General features: G+C 50.2%; 15 protein-coding genes. 14 read left to right on the forward strand and 1 reads right to left on the reverse strand.

From position 1 onward, the window contains the following. Window positions 1-196: 196 nt before the first annotated feature. From RCO25_RS29810 to RCO25_RS29845, 8 genes are all read left to right on the forward strand, one after another. On the forward strand, window positions 197-1,174 hold the full coding sequence (locus RCO25_RS29810) for an ABC transporter ATP-binding protein (protein WP_308999716.1): 978 nt from the start codon (window positions 197-199) through the stop codon (window positions 1,172-1,174). After that, window positions 1,174-1,977 (forward strand): ABC transporter permease, encoded by an 804-nt coding sequence (locus RCO25_RS29815; protein WP_308999717.1) that lies wholly within the window; start codon window positions 1,174-1,176, stop codon window positions 1,975-1,977. The genes RCO25_RS29810 and RCO25_RS29815 overlap by 1 nt, the downstream gene beginning before the upstream one ends. A gap of 5 nt (window positions 1,978-1,982) precedes the next feature. Then, window positions 1,983-2,765, forward strand: a complete 783-nt coding sequence (locus tag RCO25_RS29820; protein WP_308999718.1) for an ABC transporter permease — start codon at window positions 1,983-1,985, stop codon at window positions 2,763-2,765. Between the two features lie 100 nt (window positions 2,766-2,865). Further along, window positions 2,866-3,774 (forward strand): HPr(Ser) kinase/phosphatase, encoded by a 909-nt coding sequence (hprK, locus tag RCO25_RS29825; protein ID WP_308999719.1) that lies wholly within the window; start codon window positions 2,866-2,868, stop codon window positions 3,772-3,774. Window positions 3,775-3,919: 145 nt separating this feature from the next. Further along, window positions 3,920-4,372, forward strand: coding sequence for a GyrI-like domain-containing protein (locus tag RCO25_RS29830; RefSeq protein ID WP_308999720.1), 453 nt, complete (start codon window positions 3,920-3,922; stop codon window positions 4,370-4,372). Window positions 4,373-4,484: 112 nt separating this feature from the next. Continuing rightward, window positions 4,485-4,970: a hypothetical protein gene (locus tag RCO25_RS29835; RefSeq protein WP_308999721.1), complete on the forward strand. Its 486-nt coding sequence runs from the start codon at window positions 4,485-4,487 to the stop codon at window positions 4,968-4,970. Continuing rightward, window positions 4,967-5,758 (forward strand): PhzF family phenazine biosynthesis protein, encoded by a 792-nt coding sequence (locus RCO25_RS29840; protein WP_308999722.1) that lies wholly within the window; start codon window positions 4,967-4,969, stop codon window positions 5,756-5,758. Before RCO25_RS29835 ends, RCO25_RS29840 begins: the two co-directional genes overlap by 4 nt. A 4-nt stretch (window positions 5,759-5,762) precedes the next feature. Beyond that, window positions 5,763-6,017 carry a DUF2164 domain-containing protein gene (locus RCO25_RS29845; RefSeq protein ID WP_308999723.1) on the forward strand — a complete coding sequence of 85 codons (255 nt, stop codon included), beginning with the start codon at window positions 5,763-5,765 and terminating at the stop codon, window positions 6,015-6,017. A gap of 10 nt (window positions 6,018-6,027) precedes the next feature. Here RCO25_RS29845 and RCO25_RS29850 read toward each other — a convergent pair whose 3' ends face one another. Continuing rightward, window positions 6,028-8,031, reverse strand: coding sequence for a beta-galactosidase (locus RCO25_RS29850; RefSeq protein WP_308999724.1), 2,004 nt, complete (start codon window positions 8,029-8,031; stop codon window positions 6,028-6,030). A 250-nt stretch (window positions 8,032-8,281) separates the two neighbouring features. Between RCO25_RS29850 and RCO25_RS29855 the strand changes: the two genes are divergently transcribed. The 6 genes from RCO25_RS29855 to RCO25_RS29880 all read left to right on the forward strand — a co-directional run bounded on the left by RCO25_RS29855 (window position 8,282) and on the right by RCO25_RS29880 (window position 17,805). Beyond that, window positions 8,282-9,235, forward strand: coding sequence for an ABC transporter permease (locus RCO25_RS29855; protein ID WP_308999725.1), 954 nt, complete (start codon window positions 8,282-8,284; stop codon window positions 9,233-9,235). A 27-nt stretch (window positions 9,236-9,262) separates the two neighbouring features. Further along, window positions 9,263-10,147 (forward strand): carbohydrate ABC transporter permease, encoded by an 885-nt coding sequence (locus RCO25_RS29860; RefSeq protein WP_308999726.1) that lies wholly within the window; start codon window positions 9,263-9,265, stop codon window positions 10,145-10,147. Between the two features lie 88 nt (window positions 10,148-10,235). Further along, a complete protein-coding gene (locus tag RCO25_RS29865) occupies window positions 10,236-11,831 on the forward strand; it encodes an extracellular solute-binding protein (protein ID WP_308999727.1) in 1,596 nt (531 codons plus the stop codon). Between the two features lie 289 nt (window positions 11,832-12,120). After that, window positions 12,121-14,379, forward strand: coding sequence for a helix-turn-helix domain-containing protein (locus tag RCO25_RS29870; RefSeq protein ID WP_308999728.1), 2,259 nt, complete (start codon window positions 12,121-12,123; stop codon window positions 14,377-14,379). Between the two features lie 148 nt (window positions 14,380-14,527). Then, window positions 14,528-17,131 (forward strand): exo-rhamnogalacturonan lyase family protein, encoded by a 2,604-nt coding sequence (locus RCO25_RS29875; RefSeq protein ID WP_308999729.1) that lies wholly within the window; start codon window positions 14,528-14,530, stop codon window positions 17,129-17,131. Further along, window positions 17,128-17,805: a DUF1961 family protein gene (locus RCO25_RS29880; RefSeq protein ID WP_308999730.1), complete on the forward strand. Its 678-nt coding sequence runs from the start codon at window positions 17,128-17,130 to the stop codon at window positions 17,803-17,805. Before RCO25_RS29875 ends, RCO25_RS29880 begins: the two co-directional genes overlap by 4 nt. The last annotated feature ends 16 nt before the right edge of the window (window positions 17,806-17,821 follow it).

A 17,821-nucleotide genomic window follows, 5' to 3' on the forward strand; every position in this document is an offset into this window, starting at 1 on the left:
ATTTTCCCCACCACAAGTACCTTCTTCATTTCTTCTCTGCTCAATGTAATTGTCTCCTGTCCCATAGTGACATTATCTCAGAACAGTTATGGGATGACATTATCACAGAAGAACAACACGTGTTTGAAAAAGGATTGACACAACATAGGTTTGATGTTAATATTTCCCTCTCAAATCTTGTGCGGAGGTAACATGCGTGATAAAAGTTCATGGTTTAAGCAAAGCCTACCAGGTTGCAAAGCGCTCGTCCGGCGTTAAACAAGCGGTGAAAGCATTATTCAGAAGGGAATATAAAATCGTGGAAGCGCTTAACGATATTTCCTTCACGATCGAGCCAGGCGAGATCGTAGGTTACATCGGTCCAAACGGCGCCGGGAAATCCACGACGATTAAGGTCATGAGCGGGATACTCGTGCCGGACAGCGGCACTTGTACGGTTATGGGGTACACGCCATGGAAGGATCGGGTTGCCTATGTGAAAAATATTGGTGTGGTCTTCGGCCAACGTTCCCAGCTGTGGTGGGATGTTCCGGTTATCGATTCCTTCGACTTGCTCAGGGATATTTATAAGGTGCCCGAGGAGGAGTATAGTAGTACGCTGGCTCTGCTTACAGAAACGCTGGAACTGCAGGATATTATTCAAATGCCGGTCAGGCAGCTAAGCTTAGGACAGCGGATGCGCTGCGAAATTGCGGCTTCCCTGCTGCACAGTCCAAGCGTGCTGTTCCTTGACGAGCCGACAATCGGTTTGGATGCGGTGTCCAAAATAGCCGTTCGCCGCTTCATCCGGACGATTAATGAAGAGAAGGGCGTTACCATTATTCTGACTACGCATGACATGAACGATATCGAAGCGCTGGCGAACCGCATTATTCTCATCGGTAAAGGAAAGCTGCTGTACGACGGCAGCCTGAGTGCGATACGCAGTCAATTTGGCACGCAAAAAACAATGACGGTCGTCTACAACCATCATTCGGAGCCTTTGCGGGTGGATGGAGCGACCGTGGAGTCTTGGTCGCCCGAACGGGCCGTGCTTCGCGTCGATACGGCGGAGATCGTCATAAGCGAGGTGCTGATCCGTTTGTCTGAGCAGGTTGACCTGCTTGACGTCACGATCGACACGCTTCCGATTGAAGATATGATTGTACAGCTATATAAGGAGCATCAAATATAATGCGGGCCTATGTCTCGGTTTTTAAGCTTCGGCTGAAGAACGGATTGCAATACCGAACCGCAGCGCTTGCGGGGATGGCGACGCAATTTTTCTGGGGTTTCGTCATCATCATGGTATTTGAAGCGTTTTACAGCGGTACTGCCGTTCAGACTCCGATTTCACTATCGCAGCTCATTACCTATGTTTGGCTGCAGCAAGCCTTTTTGGCCTTCGTCATGTTATGGTTCCGTGATAATGAGCTGTTTCAGCTCATAACGACGGGCAACATTGCCTATGAACTGTGCAGGCCGAATGGAATCTACGGACTATGGTATGCCAAACTTCTTGCGCAGCGGCTTGCAAGCGCCCTCTTGCGGAGCATTCCCATCTTGGCGGTTGCCTTCTTCCTGCCGCAGCCTTACCGGATGCCGCTTCCGTCAGATCTTGCAGCTTTATTATTATTTATCATCGCGCTGCTGTTAGGACTGCTTATGATCGTTTCGCTTTCCATGCTGATGTACATCTCTGTATTTGTCACGCTTTCCCCCGCAGGCTCGCTGCTGATGTTTGGCGTAATTGGGGAATTTCTTGCAGGCATGGTCATCCCGGTTCCGCTAATGCCGGCTTGGCTTCAAGATATCGTCTACGTGCTTCCTTTCCGCTGGACCGCGGACTTTCCATTCCGCGTCTATTCCGGACATATCACAAAGGAAGAAGCATTGATCGGTATCGGCATTCAACTCGTATGGTTTGTTGTTTTGGTCAGCATCGGCAGGGCGGCGATGGCCAAGGTATTGAATAAAGTCGTCGTACAAGGAGGGTAAGCGAAATGAGCTTGTATGGAAAATACATCGGTATTCTATTCAAATCGCAAATGCAATACAGGACCTCGTTTTGGCTGCTGGCCTTTGGGCAATTTCTTGTGCCGTTCACGGTATTCGCGGGATTGTATTTCATGTTTGAACGCTTCGGACAGATCAAGGGCTGGAGCTTCCACGAAGTGGCCCTTTGCTTCTCGATAATTCACATGGCTTTTGCCATTAGCGAATGCTTCGCTCGCGGCTTCGATTCGTTTTCGAGCTTGGTTAGCAACGGCGATTTTGACCGTTTGCTTGTCCGTCCCCGCGGCACGGTGCTTCAGGTGCTTGGCTCGAAGTTTGAATTCACCCGCGTTGGCAGGCTGCTGCAAAGCGTGATCATTTTGAGCTGGGCAATCAGCAGGCTGTCAATAGATTGGACGGTGCTCAAGATCATCACGCTTCTCTTGATGATTGCGAGCGGCGTATTTATTTTTACGGGAATCTTTATGCTGGCTGCAGCGATGTGCTTCTGGACGGTTCAGGGGCTGGAGATCGCAAATATATTCACGGACGGCGGCCGAGAAATGGCGCAGTATCCGCTAAATATTTATCAGAAATGGGTAAAACGTTTTTTTACCTTCATTATTCCTTTTGGGTGCGTCAACTACTTGCCCTTGCTTTATCTGCTGGATAAAGCGCCTGGGAATCATCTGCCGTACATGCTGGCACCGCTGTCGGGCATCCTCTTCATTATCCCTTGTCTGCTGGTATGGCGTTTTGGGGTTCGTCATTATCGCTCCACGGGCTCTTAGATGATGACGATTTGGTTACAGCGGCAGGGAAATGATGAAAGATGTGGAAAGGCTATAATGAAATGAACGGAGATCATAACGGCTAAGGGGGAACAGCATTTTGAAATCGATAGCGGTCCGAGAGCTCGCGGCGCAATTTTCATTAGAGGTGCTGGCGGGTGTCGATCAGTTGGAGCGGCAGATTGTTAAGGCGAGAGCTTACCGTCCAGGCCTGGAGTTTGTCGGATATTTCGAGTTTTTTCCGCAGGAGCATATTCAAATCTTAGGCAAGAAAGAAATAACGTATTTGCATAGCCTAACCGAGGCTGAGCGAAATCACCATATAGGAAATATCGTTAAATATCATCCGCCGTGTTTCATTGTAACCGCAGGACAAGAAGGATTGAAGTATCTGACCAAATATTGCGATCAGGAGGGCATCCCGCTGCTGCGAACTAACGTGGTGACGGCGCAGTTTCTCGGGATGCTGGATGCATATCTCCTTAAGACGCTCGCACCGGAAATTTCCATTCACGGCATCTGCTTGAATGTGTCGGGCATCGGTATTTTGCTCCGCGGCAAGTCGGGTATCGGAAAGAGCGAAACCGCGCATACCTTGATTCGGCGAGGCTCCAGATTAGTGGCGGATGATATCGTCGTGCTGAAGAAGCTGAGCTCCCGAACGCTGCTGGGCACCCATAACGAGAAGACCAAGGAGTTTCTGGCCTTGCGCAGCATTGGGCTTATTAACGTCGTGAGACTATACGGCAGGCAAGCCTTTCAGGACGAGACGAGAATCGTGCTGGACATTGAACTGACAAAGTGGCGGGACAATGACCTGAACAATGATTTGGAGCTGGAGCCTAAGTTTACGGAATATATGGGTGTACAAATCCCTCATATCGAAATTCAGCTTCAACCGGGAAGAGATGTTGCCGGATTAATTGAAGCGGCAGCGAACAATTGGTATTTGAAGCAGCAGGGATACAGCGCAGTGGAAGAATTCATGAAACGCTTGGAAGTTGAATAAGCTCTTTGTAGCACGAAGCTAACTTGGTACAAAGGATGATTAAAATGTAAACAACTATCCATTTCCTTGTAAAACATGATACACTATGGGCAGAGAAAGCTCATCCTAGCGCACAAGTCCTGACAGATCCGAAGGAGGAAATCGCGTGGAAAACTGCTCAATCGTAACAAAGCCTGCGCTTCATTTGGCAGGAATTAGCTATTGCGGTCCCTATTCATCCTTTCCGGATGAAGCGATCAGGCTGCAAACCGAGTTTTTGACACGCAAACATGAGCTCAACGACGCAGTCAAATCTACGGTGCTATACAGTCCGTATTTCGGAAATGAAGTGTTTGCCACTTACTGGGCAGCCTACGAGGTTCAGCATCTGGAAGAAGTTCCGCTAGGCATGGTACAGTTCACCATTCCCGAACATCGTTACGCGATGGTCGCCTGCTCCAATAAAAGGATTGGCGAGGGGTATGAGCTGCTGCACGCTTGGATCAATGAGATGCGGCTAGAGAAGCAGGAAAACGCTGTGTCGCTGGAAATATTTTATATTGACGAGCATCATTTGGAGGAAGAGCCGGTCGAATTGCTTATACCTCTCAAAGGATAACTTATATGAAGTGCTTGCGCGCAAATGAACGGCATATGGAATGGCTGACATTCCATACGCCTCATTCTGCGAAGGCAGGCATTTTTTGTTTGAGGAAGCGAGAAGGAGAACCGTGATTGGATTGAAGAGAAACGACGGGATAGATGCGTTCATAAGTGGAACGACTCCAATACTGCGATATGGATTATTAGCTGGCGTGTTAAGCGGATTAGTTCTTGGCATTACCATGAAGCTGTTAGAAAGATTGACAGGGTCAGCAGTCTACATGCTTCTCTTGAATGTTGATTTTATTGATTGGCTGCCGCAACCGCTGCCCGAACTGGCAGAATTTGCGCTGCATTTGATTGTAGCTCTGCCGCTTGGTATGCTTTTTTTGGCATTATTGCGGATTTGGAAATCTCCGCTGGGGCTCGGTCTAGGAATGGGCTTAGCCCTCGCATGCTGTACATGGATACCGCTGACCCAGCTATCGGAACGAGTACCATCCTCGGCCGATATTGCTGCTTTGCTGTGGTGGATTACAGGCCATCTATTATATGGCACAGTGCTGGCGTATTTCGGGAAATCGTGGATAAAGAAAGGAAGGGATAAACAATGAGTTTTGCCTTATATATCGTTGATGCTTTTACCAAGGAACGCTTCAAAGGAAATCCGGCTGCAATCTGTTTCTTGGAGCAGCCGCAGTCAGAAGGCTGGATGCAGCAGGTAGCTGCAGAAATGAATCTGTCGGAAACGGCTTTTGTGGTTCCGGGTGAAGAGAGCTATGGCCTCCGCTGGTTTACGCCGACCGTAGAGGTGGATTTATGCGGTCATGCTACGCTTGCTACAGCGCATATTTTATGGGAATCTGGCAGATTGCCTCACGGGGAGCCAGCACGTTTCATGACGAGAAGCGGGCTTCTAACAGCTAAACAAAGCGGAACATGGATCGACATGGATTTTCCCGCGGAGCCACCGGTGGCTGCCGTTGCGCCAGAGGAGCTTGTTCAAGGGCTTGGGCTTATTCCGCGATTCGTTGGCCGCAATCGGATGGATTTTTTCGTTGAGGTAGACAGCGAGGAGACGCTGCGAACCTTGCGTCCGGATTTTGGACTGCTTGCAAGACTGGACGCGCGCGGCGTCATCATCACGAGCCGCGGGTCAGGCTCGCCTTATGATTTTGTATCGCGGGCATTTTATCCAGGCACGGGAGTTGATGAGGACCCCGTAACAGGTTCTGCTCATTGCGCGCTCGCGCCTTACTGGGCGAAGCGGCTTCGAAAGCAAGAGCTGGTCGGCTACCAAGCCTCAGAGCGCGGCGGCGTCGTAAAAGTAAGGCCTGAGGGCGATCGAGTTTATTTGTCTGGACAAGCCGTAACGGTTCTTAAGGGACAATTGGAGGAGTGAGACTATGTTGATGAAGAAGCTGCCTAAGGAGCAGAAGGAGCAATTGGCTGCTAGAATCCAGCACTATTTCGAGCTGGAGCGCTCGGAGACGATCGGTTCGATCGCAGCGGAGCAGCTGCTTGATTTTATGATACAAGAAATAGGACCGCACCTGTACAATCATGCGATAAATGATGCACGCAAAGCAGTCCTTGAGCGAATGCAAACACTGGAGGACGAGCTTTACGCGCTGGAAAAGCCGATTGTCACGAAGCGTTAAAGATCATTGCTTATAGGGTGCCTTCGAATTGAATGGCCCGGTATTCGTATCTGCCTATTTCTAGCCGGCCGGGCGGCAGATACATATTTGAAACTGCGTCGGTCCCCCTAACCGGAAGCGTAACGCTGCCGCCGGCGCCGTTCATGTTAATAACGATCCAGAACGTTAAGCCGTCACCTCTTCTAGGTGCCACGATAGTGCCGGGTGTCACATCTGATCGCAGGGTGACACCTGCTCCCATGCAGTAGTGGTCGATTAGCTTCATCAGCATGGCATCTCCGTTTTCTCCTTGCGGCATCGAACCCAGCATAACGAGCTTTCCGCGGCCGTATTCCCGTTCCGTCAGAAATGAAAACCCCGGTGTTATTCCCTCTGCAACCGATCCGACAGCTTTGGCAGTCACCTCTCTCGGTTCAAATAAAGCGCTCCACATTCCAAGCGGGGCTGTACAGCCGAAGGCTTGGCCCATTGCGCCGGTATCATCCATAGGATAGGTATGAACCGTCTCTACGCCTGCTTCATGCTCGAGCTTACCAAGCGTAGCATCCGTTGGAATCGTATGCTGCTCGGTTCTTCCTCCTGTCAGCGGGCCCGCGATCCAGATCCCGCCGTTTTTCACGAAAGCTAGTGCCCGCTGCAGGTAATCTGCCGATACATACGGCATATAAGGTGTAAGCAGAAGCTTATAGCCACCTAAGCGTGCCCCCTCCAAAAGCAAGTCACGATGAATCCCCATATGAAGCAATCGCGAATAATAATCGGTCATTAAACCTCGGAAATTCAGCTTGCGCATGGGCTCTGTCTTAAAAAAAGCTTTCGATCGATCGGAGTAGCTCATCGCTACCTCAGCCTGCATCGGCTCGCTCGCCAGCAAAATAGGTTCCAACTCGTTTTTTGCCTTTGTCACCTCCAACACATTATGGTAGCCGATTGTCGGTTTACCCCATGCGCTTAAAACGGAACCATGCAATTGCTCGCAGCCCGCGCGCTGCTGCCTCCAAAGCCAGTAACAAAACCCGCCCGCGCCAAGCGCGAAAGCGGCAACCGCTTCCGCTCGAACATAGCCGCTTGGATGCGGAACGGCATAGCTCTCCAAGGAACCGCTAAAGGAAGGGCTTGTCTCCATGATCCAAAAAGGTTTTCCGCGCTTTACGTTTCTCCATAAATCACAGTTGATCATATAAGCGGGAAAATGGCTTGCGGAAGCATAGGTGTCATAAGAAGCGAAATCCAAACCGTCAAACAGCTGTTCATTATCCACATGAAAGGCAATGCTGCTGTTATGAGTAATCGGCGCTTTCGAATATGTCCTGATCATATCGGCCTGCTCCTTGGCGAAATCAGCAACCATTTCCATTGAAAAGAGCTGATACATCGTCTTCAGCGAGGAATTATGAAGAAAAGGAACGGGGCCGGGCTGCGGAATTTCCTCGAAGGTTGAGTAACGCTCGCTCCATATTTGAGTCCCCCACGCATCATTCAGCTGTTCGATATCGCCATATTGTTTCTCGAGCCAGCGATGCCATAGTCCAAGACAGCTAAGGCACATGCATTCTGACACATGTGCTTTAAATTCATTATCAAGCTGCCAGCCTATGAGCCCAGGCAGCGAACCGACAGCTCGCGCGATATGCTCCGTAATGATAGAGCTTCTCTTCCGAAAATAAGCGTTATTCGTGCAAGCATGCTGCCTGGAGCCGTGGCCCATCGTTTCCCCGCGTTCATTAACATACATGCGTTCCGGATGGCCATGCGACAGCCAGATGGGCGGCGTGGCCGTCGGCGTGCACATGATGGTTTCAATTCCGTTTTCGTAAAGCCGCCCAATAACAGTGACAAAGAAGCTGAGGTCTATCTTTCCTTCCGTTGGCTCAAGGGTAGACCAAGCGAATTCACCGATGCGAACGACATTGATGCCTGCCGCAAGCATATAGGCAATATCCTGCTCCAGCACACCCTGCTCCCAGAGCTCCGGATACCATGCAGCTCCGTGATAAAGCTTTTTACTCCGCATGCTTACCATCCTCTCCAATTCCATTTCTTCTACTGTAAGGAAAGGGGGGATTGCGAACAATCAGACTTTTTTGGAGGGTCCAGCAAGGGTATTAGGATAGTTTTGCAGGCTTTGCACTTTCTTGTGCGGCAGCGCGAAAGTCCTTATAAACCGGGGACAAAAATGTCTGATTGCCGGAAATCAAGCGATATTTGCATAATGGGTGTACACCGCCAACGAGGCGATGAACGACATCCGGAGGTGAACGATAATGAAGCAGGTTACAGTTCCAAATGTAAACAAGCCATCTTCCGGCTACCGACCGAATGTGCTGCGCAGGCTGCAAAAGGACAAGTGGCTTTATTTTCTGCTGCTGCCAGGCTTGCTGTATTTCTTACTATTCAAATATGTTCCGATGTGGGGCGTGCTGCTCGCCTTCAAAAACTATCAGCCTTATACAGGCTTTTGGAACAGTGAATGGGTGGGCGTGGAGCATTTTCGGTTGTTTTTCTCGAACCCTGAGTTCTTCATGCTGCTGCGCAACACGCTGCTCCTATCCTTTTATAATTTATTGTTTTTTTTTCCGGCGCCCATCATTTTAGCGATATTGCTGAATGAGGTACGGATCGCATTTTTCAAACGCTCGGTTCAAACGATGATTTACGTGCCGCATTTTATTTCCATGGTTATCGTAGCCAGTATGACTTATGTATTTTTGACCACGGCAGGCGGTCCGGTCAACGAACTGATTTATGCGTATACGGGTCAAAAAATCGAGTTTCTAGCGAGTCCGGATTGGTTCCGTCCGATTATTATTTTGCAAACGATTTGGAAGGAATGCGGCTGGGGAACGATTATATTCCTCGCGGCGCTTGCAGCTGTCGATGTGGAGCAATATGAAGCGGCGATCATGGACGGGGCTAACCGCTGGAAACAAATCTGGCATATTACGCTGCCGTCGATCAGCAGCACGATTATTATTTTGCTCATCCTAAGGATGGGGAATGTGCTTGAGAACGGCTTTGAACAGATTTATCTGCTGCTTAACCCGCTTAATCGCGAGGTCGCCGAGGTATTCGATACTTACGTCTATATGATGGGTATTACGCAGGGGGCTTTCAGCTACAGTACGGCGGTTGGTTTGTTCAAATCGATTATCGGAGTCATTCTCGTGCTCGGAAGCAACTATCTAGCGAAAAAATTCGGTCAATCCGGACTCTACTAAGGGGTCGCGAGAGAAAGGAGCAGGCTTGTGGCAAAAACATATCGAACGGTTTCGGGTACTATTTTTGATGTGGCTAACTATCTCTTTTTGGGCTTGTTCGCCATTGGGGCAATTCTGCCGTTTATTTATGTCATTTCCGGTTCCTTTGCGACGGATGCGGAGCTCACGAAACGGGCGGTATTTCTTATACCGGAGACATTTTCCATAGCAGCCTACGAGTTTATATTTTCAACCGATACGATTCTGAAAAGCATCGGCGTGTCGATGTACGTAACGATCATTGGAACGGCTGTCAATTTGTTTTTCACTGTTACGATGGCCTATCCGCTCGCACGACGCAGCTTAATGGGAAGAAATACGGTCCTTAACCTGGTTGTTTTCTCGATGCTGTTCGGCGGCGGGATGATTCCGACTTATCTGGTCATCCGTGAGCTGTCGCTGCTGGATTCGTATTGGGCGCTTATTTTGCCCGGCGCGATTAGCGCGTTTAACTTGATCATCGTCAAAAACTTTTTTCAGGAGCTCCCGCCTGGGCTGGAAGAGGCTGCAAAGATCGACGGCTGCACGGAGCTTGGCCTGCTCTGGAGAATCGTGCTCCCGCTTTCTAAACCGGTACTCGCAACCTTTACGCTGTTTTATGCGGTTGGGCATTGGAATGATTTCTTTGCCGCGCTGCTCTACATCAACAATCCGGAAAAATGGCCGCTGCAGGTGCTTCTCCGTCAAATCGTGCTGTTGTCGCAGGCTGCGGCGGGCGACCTGAATTCCATGGACCCGAATTTCGTCAAGCCGCCTGACCAATCGATCAAAATGGCTGTCATCGTAGTTGGAACCGTACCTATTTTGATGGTCTATCCGTTTCTCCAGAAGTATTTTGCCAAAGGCGTGCTGATTGGATCGATTAAGGGCTAAACGCGGTAACGTCCGACTGCCGGAGGGTTGATTGGCCGAAGGCAGGCGGTTTTACGATATAATACAAATAACTAAGGGAGGTACATGCATGAAAGGAACTCGGATCAAAGGGAAAAAATGGGCATCGCTGCTGCTGGTTGGAACGCTTGCCGCAGGTACGCTTATCGGTTGCTCGCAGCAAAATAACGGAGCGAATAACGGGGCATCCGGTACGGCATCCCCGGACACGGCGCCGACAAACGGAGGCAGCCAAGCAGAAACCCCGCTTAAGCTCAGCATCATGCTGCCGATTTTCAAAACGAATTATCCGAAGGACGATAGTCCCGTTGCCGCCGAGCTTGAGAAGAGCACGAACTCGGACATTCATTTCGAGTGGGTGCCGAATGCATCTTATGTGGATAAATTCAATATTACGCTGGCATCAGGCAAGCTGCCGACGATTATGTATGTGCCGGACGTGAAATCGCCAAGCTTCGTGAATGCGGCCAAATCAGGCGCTTTTTGGGAACTGGGCGGCTATCTCAAGGATTATCCCAACCTGAGCGGAGCCAATCCCGTAATCTTAAGCAATTCCTCCATCGAGGGGAAAAATTATGGCATTTATCGGGGCCGAGCGCTGGGTCGAAACGGCGTTTATTACAGGAAGGACTGGCTGGATAACGTAGGACTTCCCGTACCGGAGACGATTGATGATTTCTATAACATGTTGAAAGCGTTTAAAGAAAAGGACCCAGACAAGAACGGCAAAGCGGACACGTATGGCCTTGTGCTTGTGAAGTGGACCGGTCAATGGTCCAGCGGCTTCGATAACATCAAATTATGGTTCGGAGCGCCGAACAAATGGGGCGAATCAGACGGTAAGCTTGTGCCCGAGCATATGACGCCGGAATATCTAGAAGCTTTGAAGTTTATGAAAAAGCTGTATGACGAGAAGCTTATTAACCAAGATTTTGCCATTATGGATTCCGCAAAATGGACGGATCCGCTCGTAAACAATCAGGCAGGCGTTATTATTGACGTAATAGACGGCGCTGCCCGCGTCGATGACAAAATCCATGCAGCGCTCGCGGCAGAAGGAAAGGATCAGCCGGATCAGCATTTCATGGACGTGTTTAGCGGCGTGAAGGATGCGGAAGGCGTGCTTCACACGCTGCCAACCTCTGGCTTTGCGGGCATGCTCGCTGTGCCGAAATCGTCGGTTAAGACGGAAGACGAGCTTAAACGCGTTCTGGCATTCATGGATCAGCTTAATGCGCCGGAGCTGCAAACGATGCTTGGCTATGGTCTCGAAGGGAAACATCACACGATCGAAGAGGATTCAGTCGTGATGAGCAAGGATACTGTGCTCCTGGAATCAGAGGTTGAGGGCCTTAATCAAATGCTGACCTTTATTCCGGAGGACCGCTCGAAGAAAGTGAAGCAAACGCCGCTAAGATTGAAACAAACGGAGCTGCAAAAGGAGAATGAGAAATATATCGTCACGAATCCGGCAGAACCGTTCATCTCCCAGGTTTATACCGAGAAGGGCGCGCAGCTTGATAATATATTAAATGACGCACGCATTAAATTTATCGTTGGACAGATCGATGAAGCGGGCTTCGCTGCAGCCATCGAGCTATGGAAGAAAAACGGCGGCGACGATTTGATCAAAGAAATGAATGAGCTTTTCGCGGCAAGCAAATAAACCAAGCAGCATAATAGACAGAGTCCGCTTTGAGTTCAGCGGGTCCCTGTCTATTGGCATAATTCAAAAGAACTATAAAGAAGTGAAAAAAAAGGTCTTGTTCATTTCCTCAATGCGAGATATTCTTGGACAATGGAATTGAATGCGTTTACATTAATGGGTTAATGATGGGAAATACATTTCAGATTCGGTTGGTGAGAATATGCTGAAGGAATTGAAATCAAAGATCATCGCTGGCAAAACAACGAAAAAAGGCACGAAACGGCGCTTTTACAGGAAAAGCTTAATTATGATTCTGCTAGTAGCCAGCATACCTGGCTTAATAACTGGCGCGCTCGTGTATGGCATCGCAGGCGGGCGGCTGGAGAGTGAGCTGCTGCAAATGCACAATACGCAAATCGAGCAGAGAGCCCGAAACATAGACATGCAATTAACGAATTTGGAGCTGACGCTCTCTCATTGGGCATTTGACTCGAAATTTGATTACAGTCTCGAAAGCCGCAATTTCATTCAAGATTTCGAGAAGGCGAGAGACATAACTAAGACGTTGTTAGTTATGCAGGGCTCGAATACAATAAATAAGACGGTCGAGCTGTATTTAGGCGGAGACAAGGAGCCTGTGTTATTCGAGCCGGAATACGCTCCCCTTACTACTAAGCAGGAACGTGAGCTCTACGAGGGATTGCTGGAATCCGACAAAGTAACCTATTGGACCGAAATGTCGTTTGAACCGCAGCGTCCCGGGAACAAGGAGCTGACGCTGGTTCACCATATTCCGGGGGGCAGCTTAAAACCTTTCGGAGCGTTGTTAATCCGTCTCGACAAGGAGAAGGTTGCGGATATGCTTCGCACGATGACCCCATATGACGGCGGAGAAACCTTTTTCCTGCAGGACAATGGAAAGCTGTTTGCATCCACGGGCACCAATACCTATGAATCCTCCTTCGTTACTGCGTTAAAAGCGGAAATAACCGCCATTGGACAAAATGAAGGCTCCTTTTTTCTTGATTGGGAGGGGGCTACCTTTACTGTAACCTATGGCAAATTTTCTAGAATTGCAGACAGCTGGACTTACATCTCCGCTTCTCCGATCACAAGCATCACGGAGCCAGTCGTATTTATATCAAAAATTATTTTCACGGCCAGTCTTAGCGCCCTGCTGCTGGCTGCGCTGCTGGCATGGTTTGCTTCGCGTACCATTTATTCGCCTGTCAACCGGCTGCTGAACCTGCTTACCGCAGGCAAATCGCTGCAGCAGGAGCAGGGGGACGAGTTCTCATTGATCGAGCGGCAATGGCAGCATCTAAGCAGGGAAAGCACGGAGCTGCATTCGAAGCTTTCGGAGCAGCTCCCCTATGTGAAGGAAAGCTTTCTGCATCAGCTGCTGCAGGGCTACTTGTTCGCGTATTCGGAAGAGGATTTGCTCGGAAGAATGGAACGTTATAAATGGCAGGTGGATCATCATCGTTTTATCGTCGTCTATATGCAGTTAACAGGTATGGCCAGCCTGGAAGGAAAGTTCAAATACGGTGACGAAGGCCTTGTGACGTTCGCGGCGGTTAATATGATCGAGGAGTTCGCTTCGCAGCATTTCGAACAAAGCAAAACGATAAATTTCCATGATCTTGCAGCGGGTCTGCTGTTGATTGTGCCGAAGGAGAGCTCCTACGCCGAGGCGCTGCAAGCGTTTGGCGCGGAGCTCACGCATGCGGTCAATCATATATTGAACATGCGCCTTACGATTGCCGTCAGCGAACCGACAGACGCGATAGCTGATATACCGTTATCCTTCGAAGAGGTAAAGCATGCGGCGAGCCAACGAAACGTCGAGAACGAGAACCAGTTGATCGATATCGGCAAGCTTCACGCGCAAGGAGCTGGCAGTGACGAGCCGCAGTATCCATTTACTTTGGAGAGGGAATTTATTCAGGCGCTGCGAACGGGACAGGAAGCGGAAGCGGATGAGCTGCTGCGCGCGTTTCTTGAAGCATTGTCCTGCAAAGGAGCGAAGGCTGTTGATGTGCAGCAGGGCATGCTCCATCTGCTCGGCAGCGTCCAGCATGCCATCATGGTTTCCGGCATACAGCCGACAAGGCTGTTCAAATGCGTGAATCTGTATGAGCAGCTTTCGCAAATACGCGAGCCGCAGCTTATTTTGTCATGGTTCCAAGAACGGGTGTGCTCGCCGTTTATGAAAGAGCTGGGAGGGCGTTCGGATGCTCAAGTGAAGAGGTTAATCGAGCATGCCATGATTTATTTGCAGCAAAATTTCATGAAGGATATTTCGCTCGACAATTGCGCGGACCATATCGGCGCCAATCCGTTTTTCTTAAGCAAATCGTTTAAGCTGGTGACGGGGAAAAACTTTATTGATTATTTAACCAGTCTTCGCATGGACAAGGCAAAGGAACTGCTGCGGGAATCCGGACTCAAAATAAATGACGTGGCCGAGCAGGTCGGCTATCAGCATAGTTACTTTAACCGGATATTCAAAAAGCTCGAGGGGATGACGCCTTCCAGATACCGTGAGCTGAGCCAAGCGAAATAAAGGCTTGCAATAAAGTGCAAAACCATAAAAAATATGCAAGCCTGCCGATAACGGCAAGCAAAAATGTCTCATTGTTAGCAAACGATAGCCTCTGTAGGATAGTGGTACGCTTTAAGCAAACCCAGCTATTCTAAGGAGGCTTTTTACGATGTCATTACCCGTATCCGTTAAGCTGCGTTGGTTAAAAAATAAGGTGTCGGCCCCCGTAGGCGTAACCTTTGGCATTCCATGGAAGGAAGGGGATTTGAAACGGGAGGAAACGCTTGTCCTTCGGCAGGAAGAGACCAATGAAAAGGTCGCGATGCAAAGCTGGCCTGCCGCCTTTTGGCCTGACGGCAGCGTCAAATGGTCTGCGCATGCCGCAGTCTCCATGGCATCCGGCCTGGGCGGCCTAGAGGTCGTTAAAGGAAACGAGACTGAACCGGGCTGTTCCGTTACCGTGCGGGAAACCGATGAATCTATCGTGCTGAATACCGGTGTTATAGAGGTTGTCGTGCCTAAGCAAGGCGATAAGGTAGTAGACCGAATCCGCCGAAACGGGGTTTTGTTATGCAGCGGCGGCAAGCTCGTGTCGATCAGAGAAAGCCGCAGCGCCGTTTCCGGCGTCAAGACGACCCGGGAGGAATGCTTCACCTGCAGCTTTCATAAAGTGACCGTCGAGCAAAGCGGTCCGGTGAGAGCCGTCGTTAAGCTGGATGGAAGACATCGCTCGGATACCGGAACGAGGGAATGGCTCCCGATTTCACTTCGCTTATATGTATACGCAGGACTTGAAACGATCCGTATCGTTCACAGCTTCCATTATGACGGTAATCCGCACTCGGACTTTATAAAAGCTTTAGGAATCGCATTTACCGTTCCGATGAGAGGACCCTTATATAACCGCCATGTTAGGCTTGCGGGCGACAGCGGTTTTTTTAGCGAATCACCCAAAACCTTGCATACCAGGCGCACGAAAGGAAAGTACAGGGAGCTTTTCGAGAAACAAACAAAAGGCGGGCAAGTAGCTTTTGATGCCGAGGATGATCAGTATTTTCTAAGTTTGCTGGATGATTCGGCCTTATGGGATGATTTCAAACTCGTACAGCGCTCCGCTGACCATTACGGGGTATGGAAGCGGACGAAAGCCGAGTGCTGCTGGATCAAGGCGGCAGAGGGGAGAAGGGCGGGCGGCCTCGGTTATGTCGGCAGCGAAGGCGGGGGCTTAGCAGCCGGTTTGCGAAGCTTTTGGGAGAAGCATCCATCCGGACTGGAGGTTGGAGGTACCGCAGGTCAGGAGGCAAAGCTAACCGTTTGGTTCTGGTCGCCGGACGGTGACGTGATGGACCTTCGGCATTACGATACGGAGACGCATGTGGAGTCTTCTTATGAAGGGGCAGAGGAACTGAGAGCAACGCCGTACGGCATCGCCAATACGAGCGAGCTGACGCTTTGGTGTACCTCGGAAACGCCGCAGCTGGAGCAATTGCAAGCCATGCAGGAGCAGACTGCCGCACCTGCGATGCTTATCTGTGAATCAGATTACCTGCATGAGACACGCGCGTTCGGCTTATGGAGCCTGCCTGACCGCAGCACGCCGTCAAAGGTGCATTTGGAGGATCAGCTGGACGGAATCATCACTTTCTATCAGGCCGAAGTCGATCAGAGGAAATGGTACGGTTTCTGGGATTACGGCGATTTCATGCACAGCTATGATCCGGTTAGACATGTGTGGAATTACGATTTGGGCGGCTGCGCTTGGCAAAATACCGAGCTCGCGCCAAACATGTGGCTGTGGATCATGTTTCTCCGTTCCGGCAGGGAGGATATTTTCCGGCTTGCGGAAGCGATGACCAGGCATACGAGTGAAGTGGATGTCTATCATTTTGGCGAATATGCGGGGCTTGGATCGAGACATAACGTCGTTCATTGGGGCTGCGGCTGCAAGGAGGCTCGGATCGCCATGGCGGGGCTGCACCGCTATTATTATTATTTGACCGCGGATGATCGCATCGGAGATCTTATGGATGAGGTGAGGGACGCAGATTTCTCGACCGTGAGCCTCGATCCGATGCGTGCGTATTTTCCGAAGGACGAACATAAGACCCACATCCGGATCGGACCGGACTGGGCGGCCTTCAGCTCGAATTGGATGACGAGATGGGAGCGCTTCGAGGATGAATCGTACCGCGACAAAATTCGAGTAGGCATTGATTGCGTTAAGCAGGCAAAATACGGACTTATTTCCGGTCCTACCTACGGCTATGATCCCGAGACCGGTATATTGTCTTCGCTTGGCGACGATAATTGGGGTCGGCATTTGGCCATATGCATGGGTGCGCCTCAGGTCTGGTTCGAGCTGGCCGCCATGCTGAAGGATCCGGAGTGGGAAGCGATGATGGCGGATTTCGGCGTTTTTTATAACCTGCCGCAAGAAGAGAAGGAGCGGATTACCGGCGGCGAGATCAGCCACAGTAACTTCGGGCATCCCGTTCTCAGCGCTGCGATCGCAGCGTTCGGCGCTTATTATAAACAGGATGCAGCGGTTGCCAAACAGGTTTGGGGCATATTGCTTGAGAACCCGTTCGCTCAGGTCAATCTTCAGCAGGCATCGGAAACGGTTACTTATGTTGGAGAATTGAACGAAATAGATTGGATGAATACGAATGAAGCGGCGCAGTGGTCATTAAATACAATCATCAGTCTGGCATTAATCGACGAGTGGCTGCCAGCGGCAGTGACAGAAACAAAAGCAACAGCCGAGGTTAAATGATGGCTGCGCCTGAATGGAAGCTGCTATATAGCAATCCGCTGAAGACAGCGGAGGATCTAACGGGCTTTCGGCTGGAAGGCGAGGCGGCCATGACATTTCCGAAGGGACAGCTTCGTATGGAAAGCGTGATGGAGCCTGATGATGGTCAGCAAGCTAACTTCGTATTGTGGTGTCCGGAAAGTTTTCCAAGCGATATGGCTGTGGAATGGGAGTTTAGGCCGATTCGGGAGCCAGGTCTGGCTATTCTTTTTTTCGCGGCAAGGGGTGCAAAAGGGCTTGATTTGTTTGACCCGACATTTTCGACGCGTACCGGCGAGTACGAGCAGTATCATCACGGTGAGCTGGATGCTTATCATCTCTCCTATTATCGCAGGCGATGGCCCGATGAACGCTCCTTCCAAACCTGTAATTTGCGCAAAAGCTATGGCTTTCATTTGGTCGCGCAAGGGGCTGACCCGCTGCCCTCGGTCGCGGACTGCGGCGGTTTTTATCGGATGCGTCTTCAGATGCGCGGTTCGCGCATTGATTTCTCGATCAATGAGCTGACCGTATTGTCTTGGGAGGATGGTGCAGCGTATGGTCCTCCGCTCGGAGCGGGGAAAATCGGCTTTCGCCAAATGTCGCCATTTATAGCCGAGTACGCTAACCTGAGGGTATATGCACTTGACCAATAAACCACCTTCATTATTA

This window comes from Paenibacillus sp. LHD-38 (genome assembly GCF_031157315.1).
Classification (GTDB): Bacteria; Bacillota; Bacilli; order Paenibacillales; family Paenibacillaceae; genus Pristimantibacillus.

Bases quoted from the DNA above. Each gene is read 5' to 3' on its own strand.
- RCO25_RS29875 (WP_308999729.1), top strand. From the start codon at position 14,528: ATGTCATTACCCGTATCCGTTAAGCTGCGTTGGTTAAAAAATAAGGTG.
- RCO25_RS29820 (WP_308999718.1), top strand. From the start codon at position 1,983: ATGAGCTTGTATGGAAAATACATCGGTATTCTATTCAAATCGCAAATG.
- RCO25_RS29880 (WP_308999730.1), top strand. From the start codon at position 17,128: ATGATGGCTGCGCCTGAATGGAAGCTGCTATATAGCAATCCGCTGAAG.
- RCO25_RS29855 (WP_308999725.1), top strand. From the start codon at position 8,282: ATGAAGCAGGTTACAGTTCCAAATGTAAACAAGCCATCTTCCGGCTAC.
- RCO25_RS29845 (WP_308999723.1), top strand. From the start codon at position 5,763: ATGTTGATGAAGAAGCTGCCTAAGGAGCAGAAGGAGCAATTGGCTGCT.
- RCO25_RS29840 (WP_308999722.1), top strand. From the start codon at position 4,967: ATGAGTTTTGCCTTATATATCGTTGATGCTTTTACCAAGGAACGCTTC.
- RCO25_RS29850 (WP_308999724.1), bottom strand. From the start codon at position 8,031: ATGCGGAGTAAAAAGCTTTATCACGGAGCTGCATGGTATCCGGAGCTC.
- RCO25_RS29870 (WP_308999728.1), top strand. From the start codon at position 12,121: ATGATTCTGCTAGTAGCCAGCATACCTGGCTTAATAACTGGCGCGCTC.
- RCO25_RS29815 (WP_308999717.1), top strand. From the start codon at position 1,174: ATGCGGGCCTATGTCTCGGTTTTTAAGCTTCGGCTGAAGAACGGATTG.
- RCO25_RS29865 (WP_308999727.1), top strand. From the start codon at position 10,236: ATGAAAGGAACTCGGATCAAAGGGAAAAAATGGGCATCGCTGCTGCTG.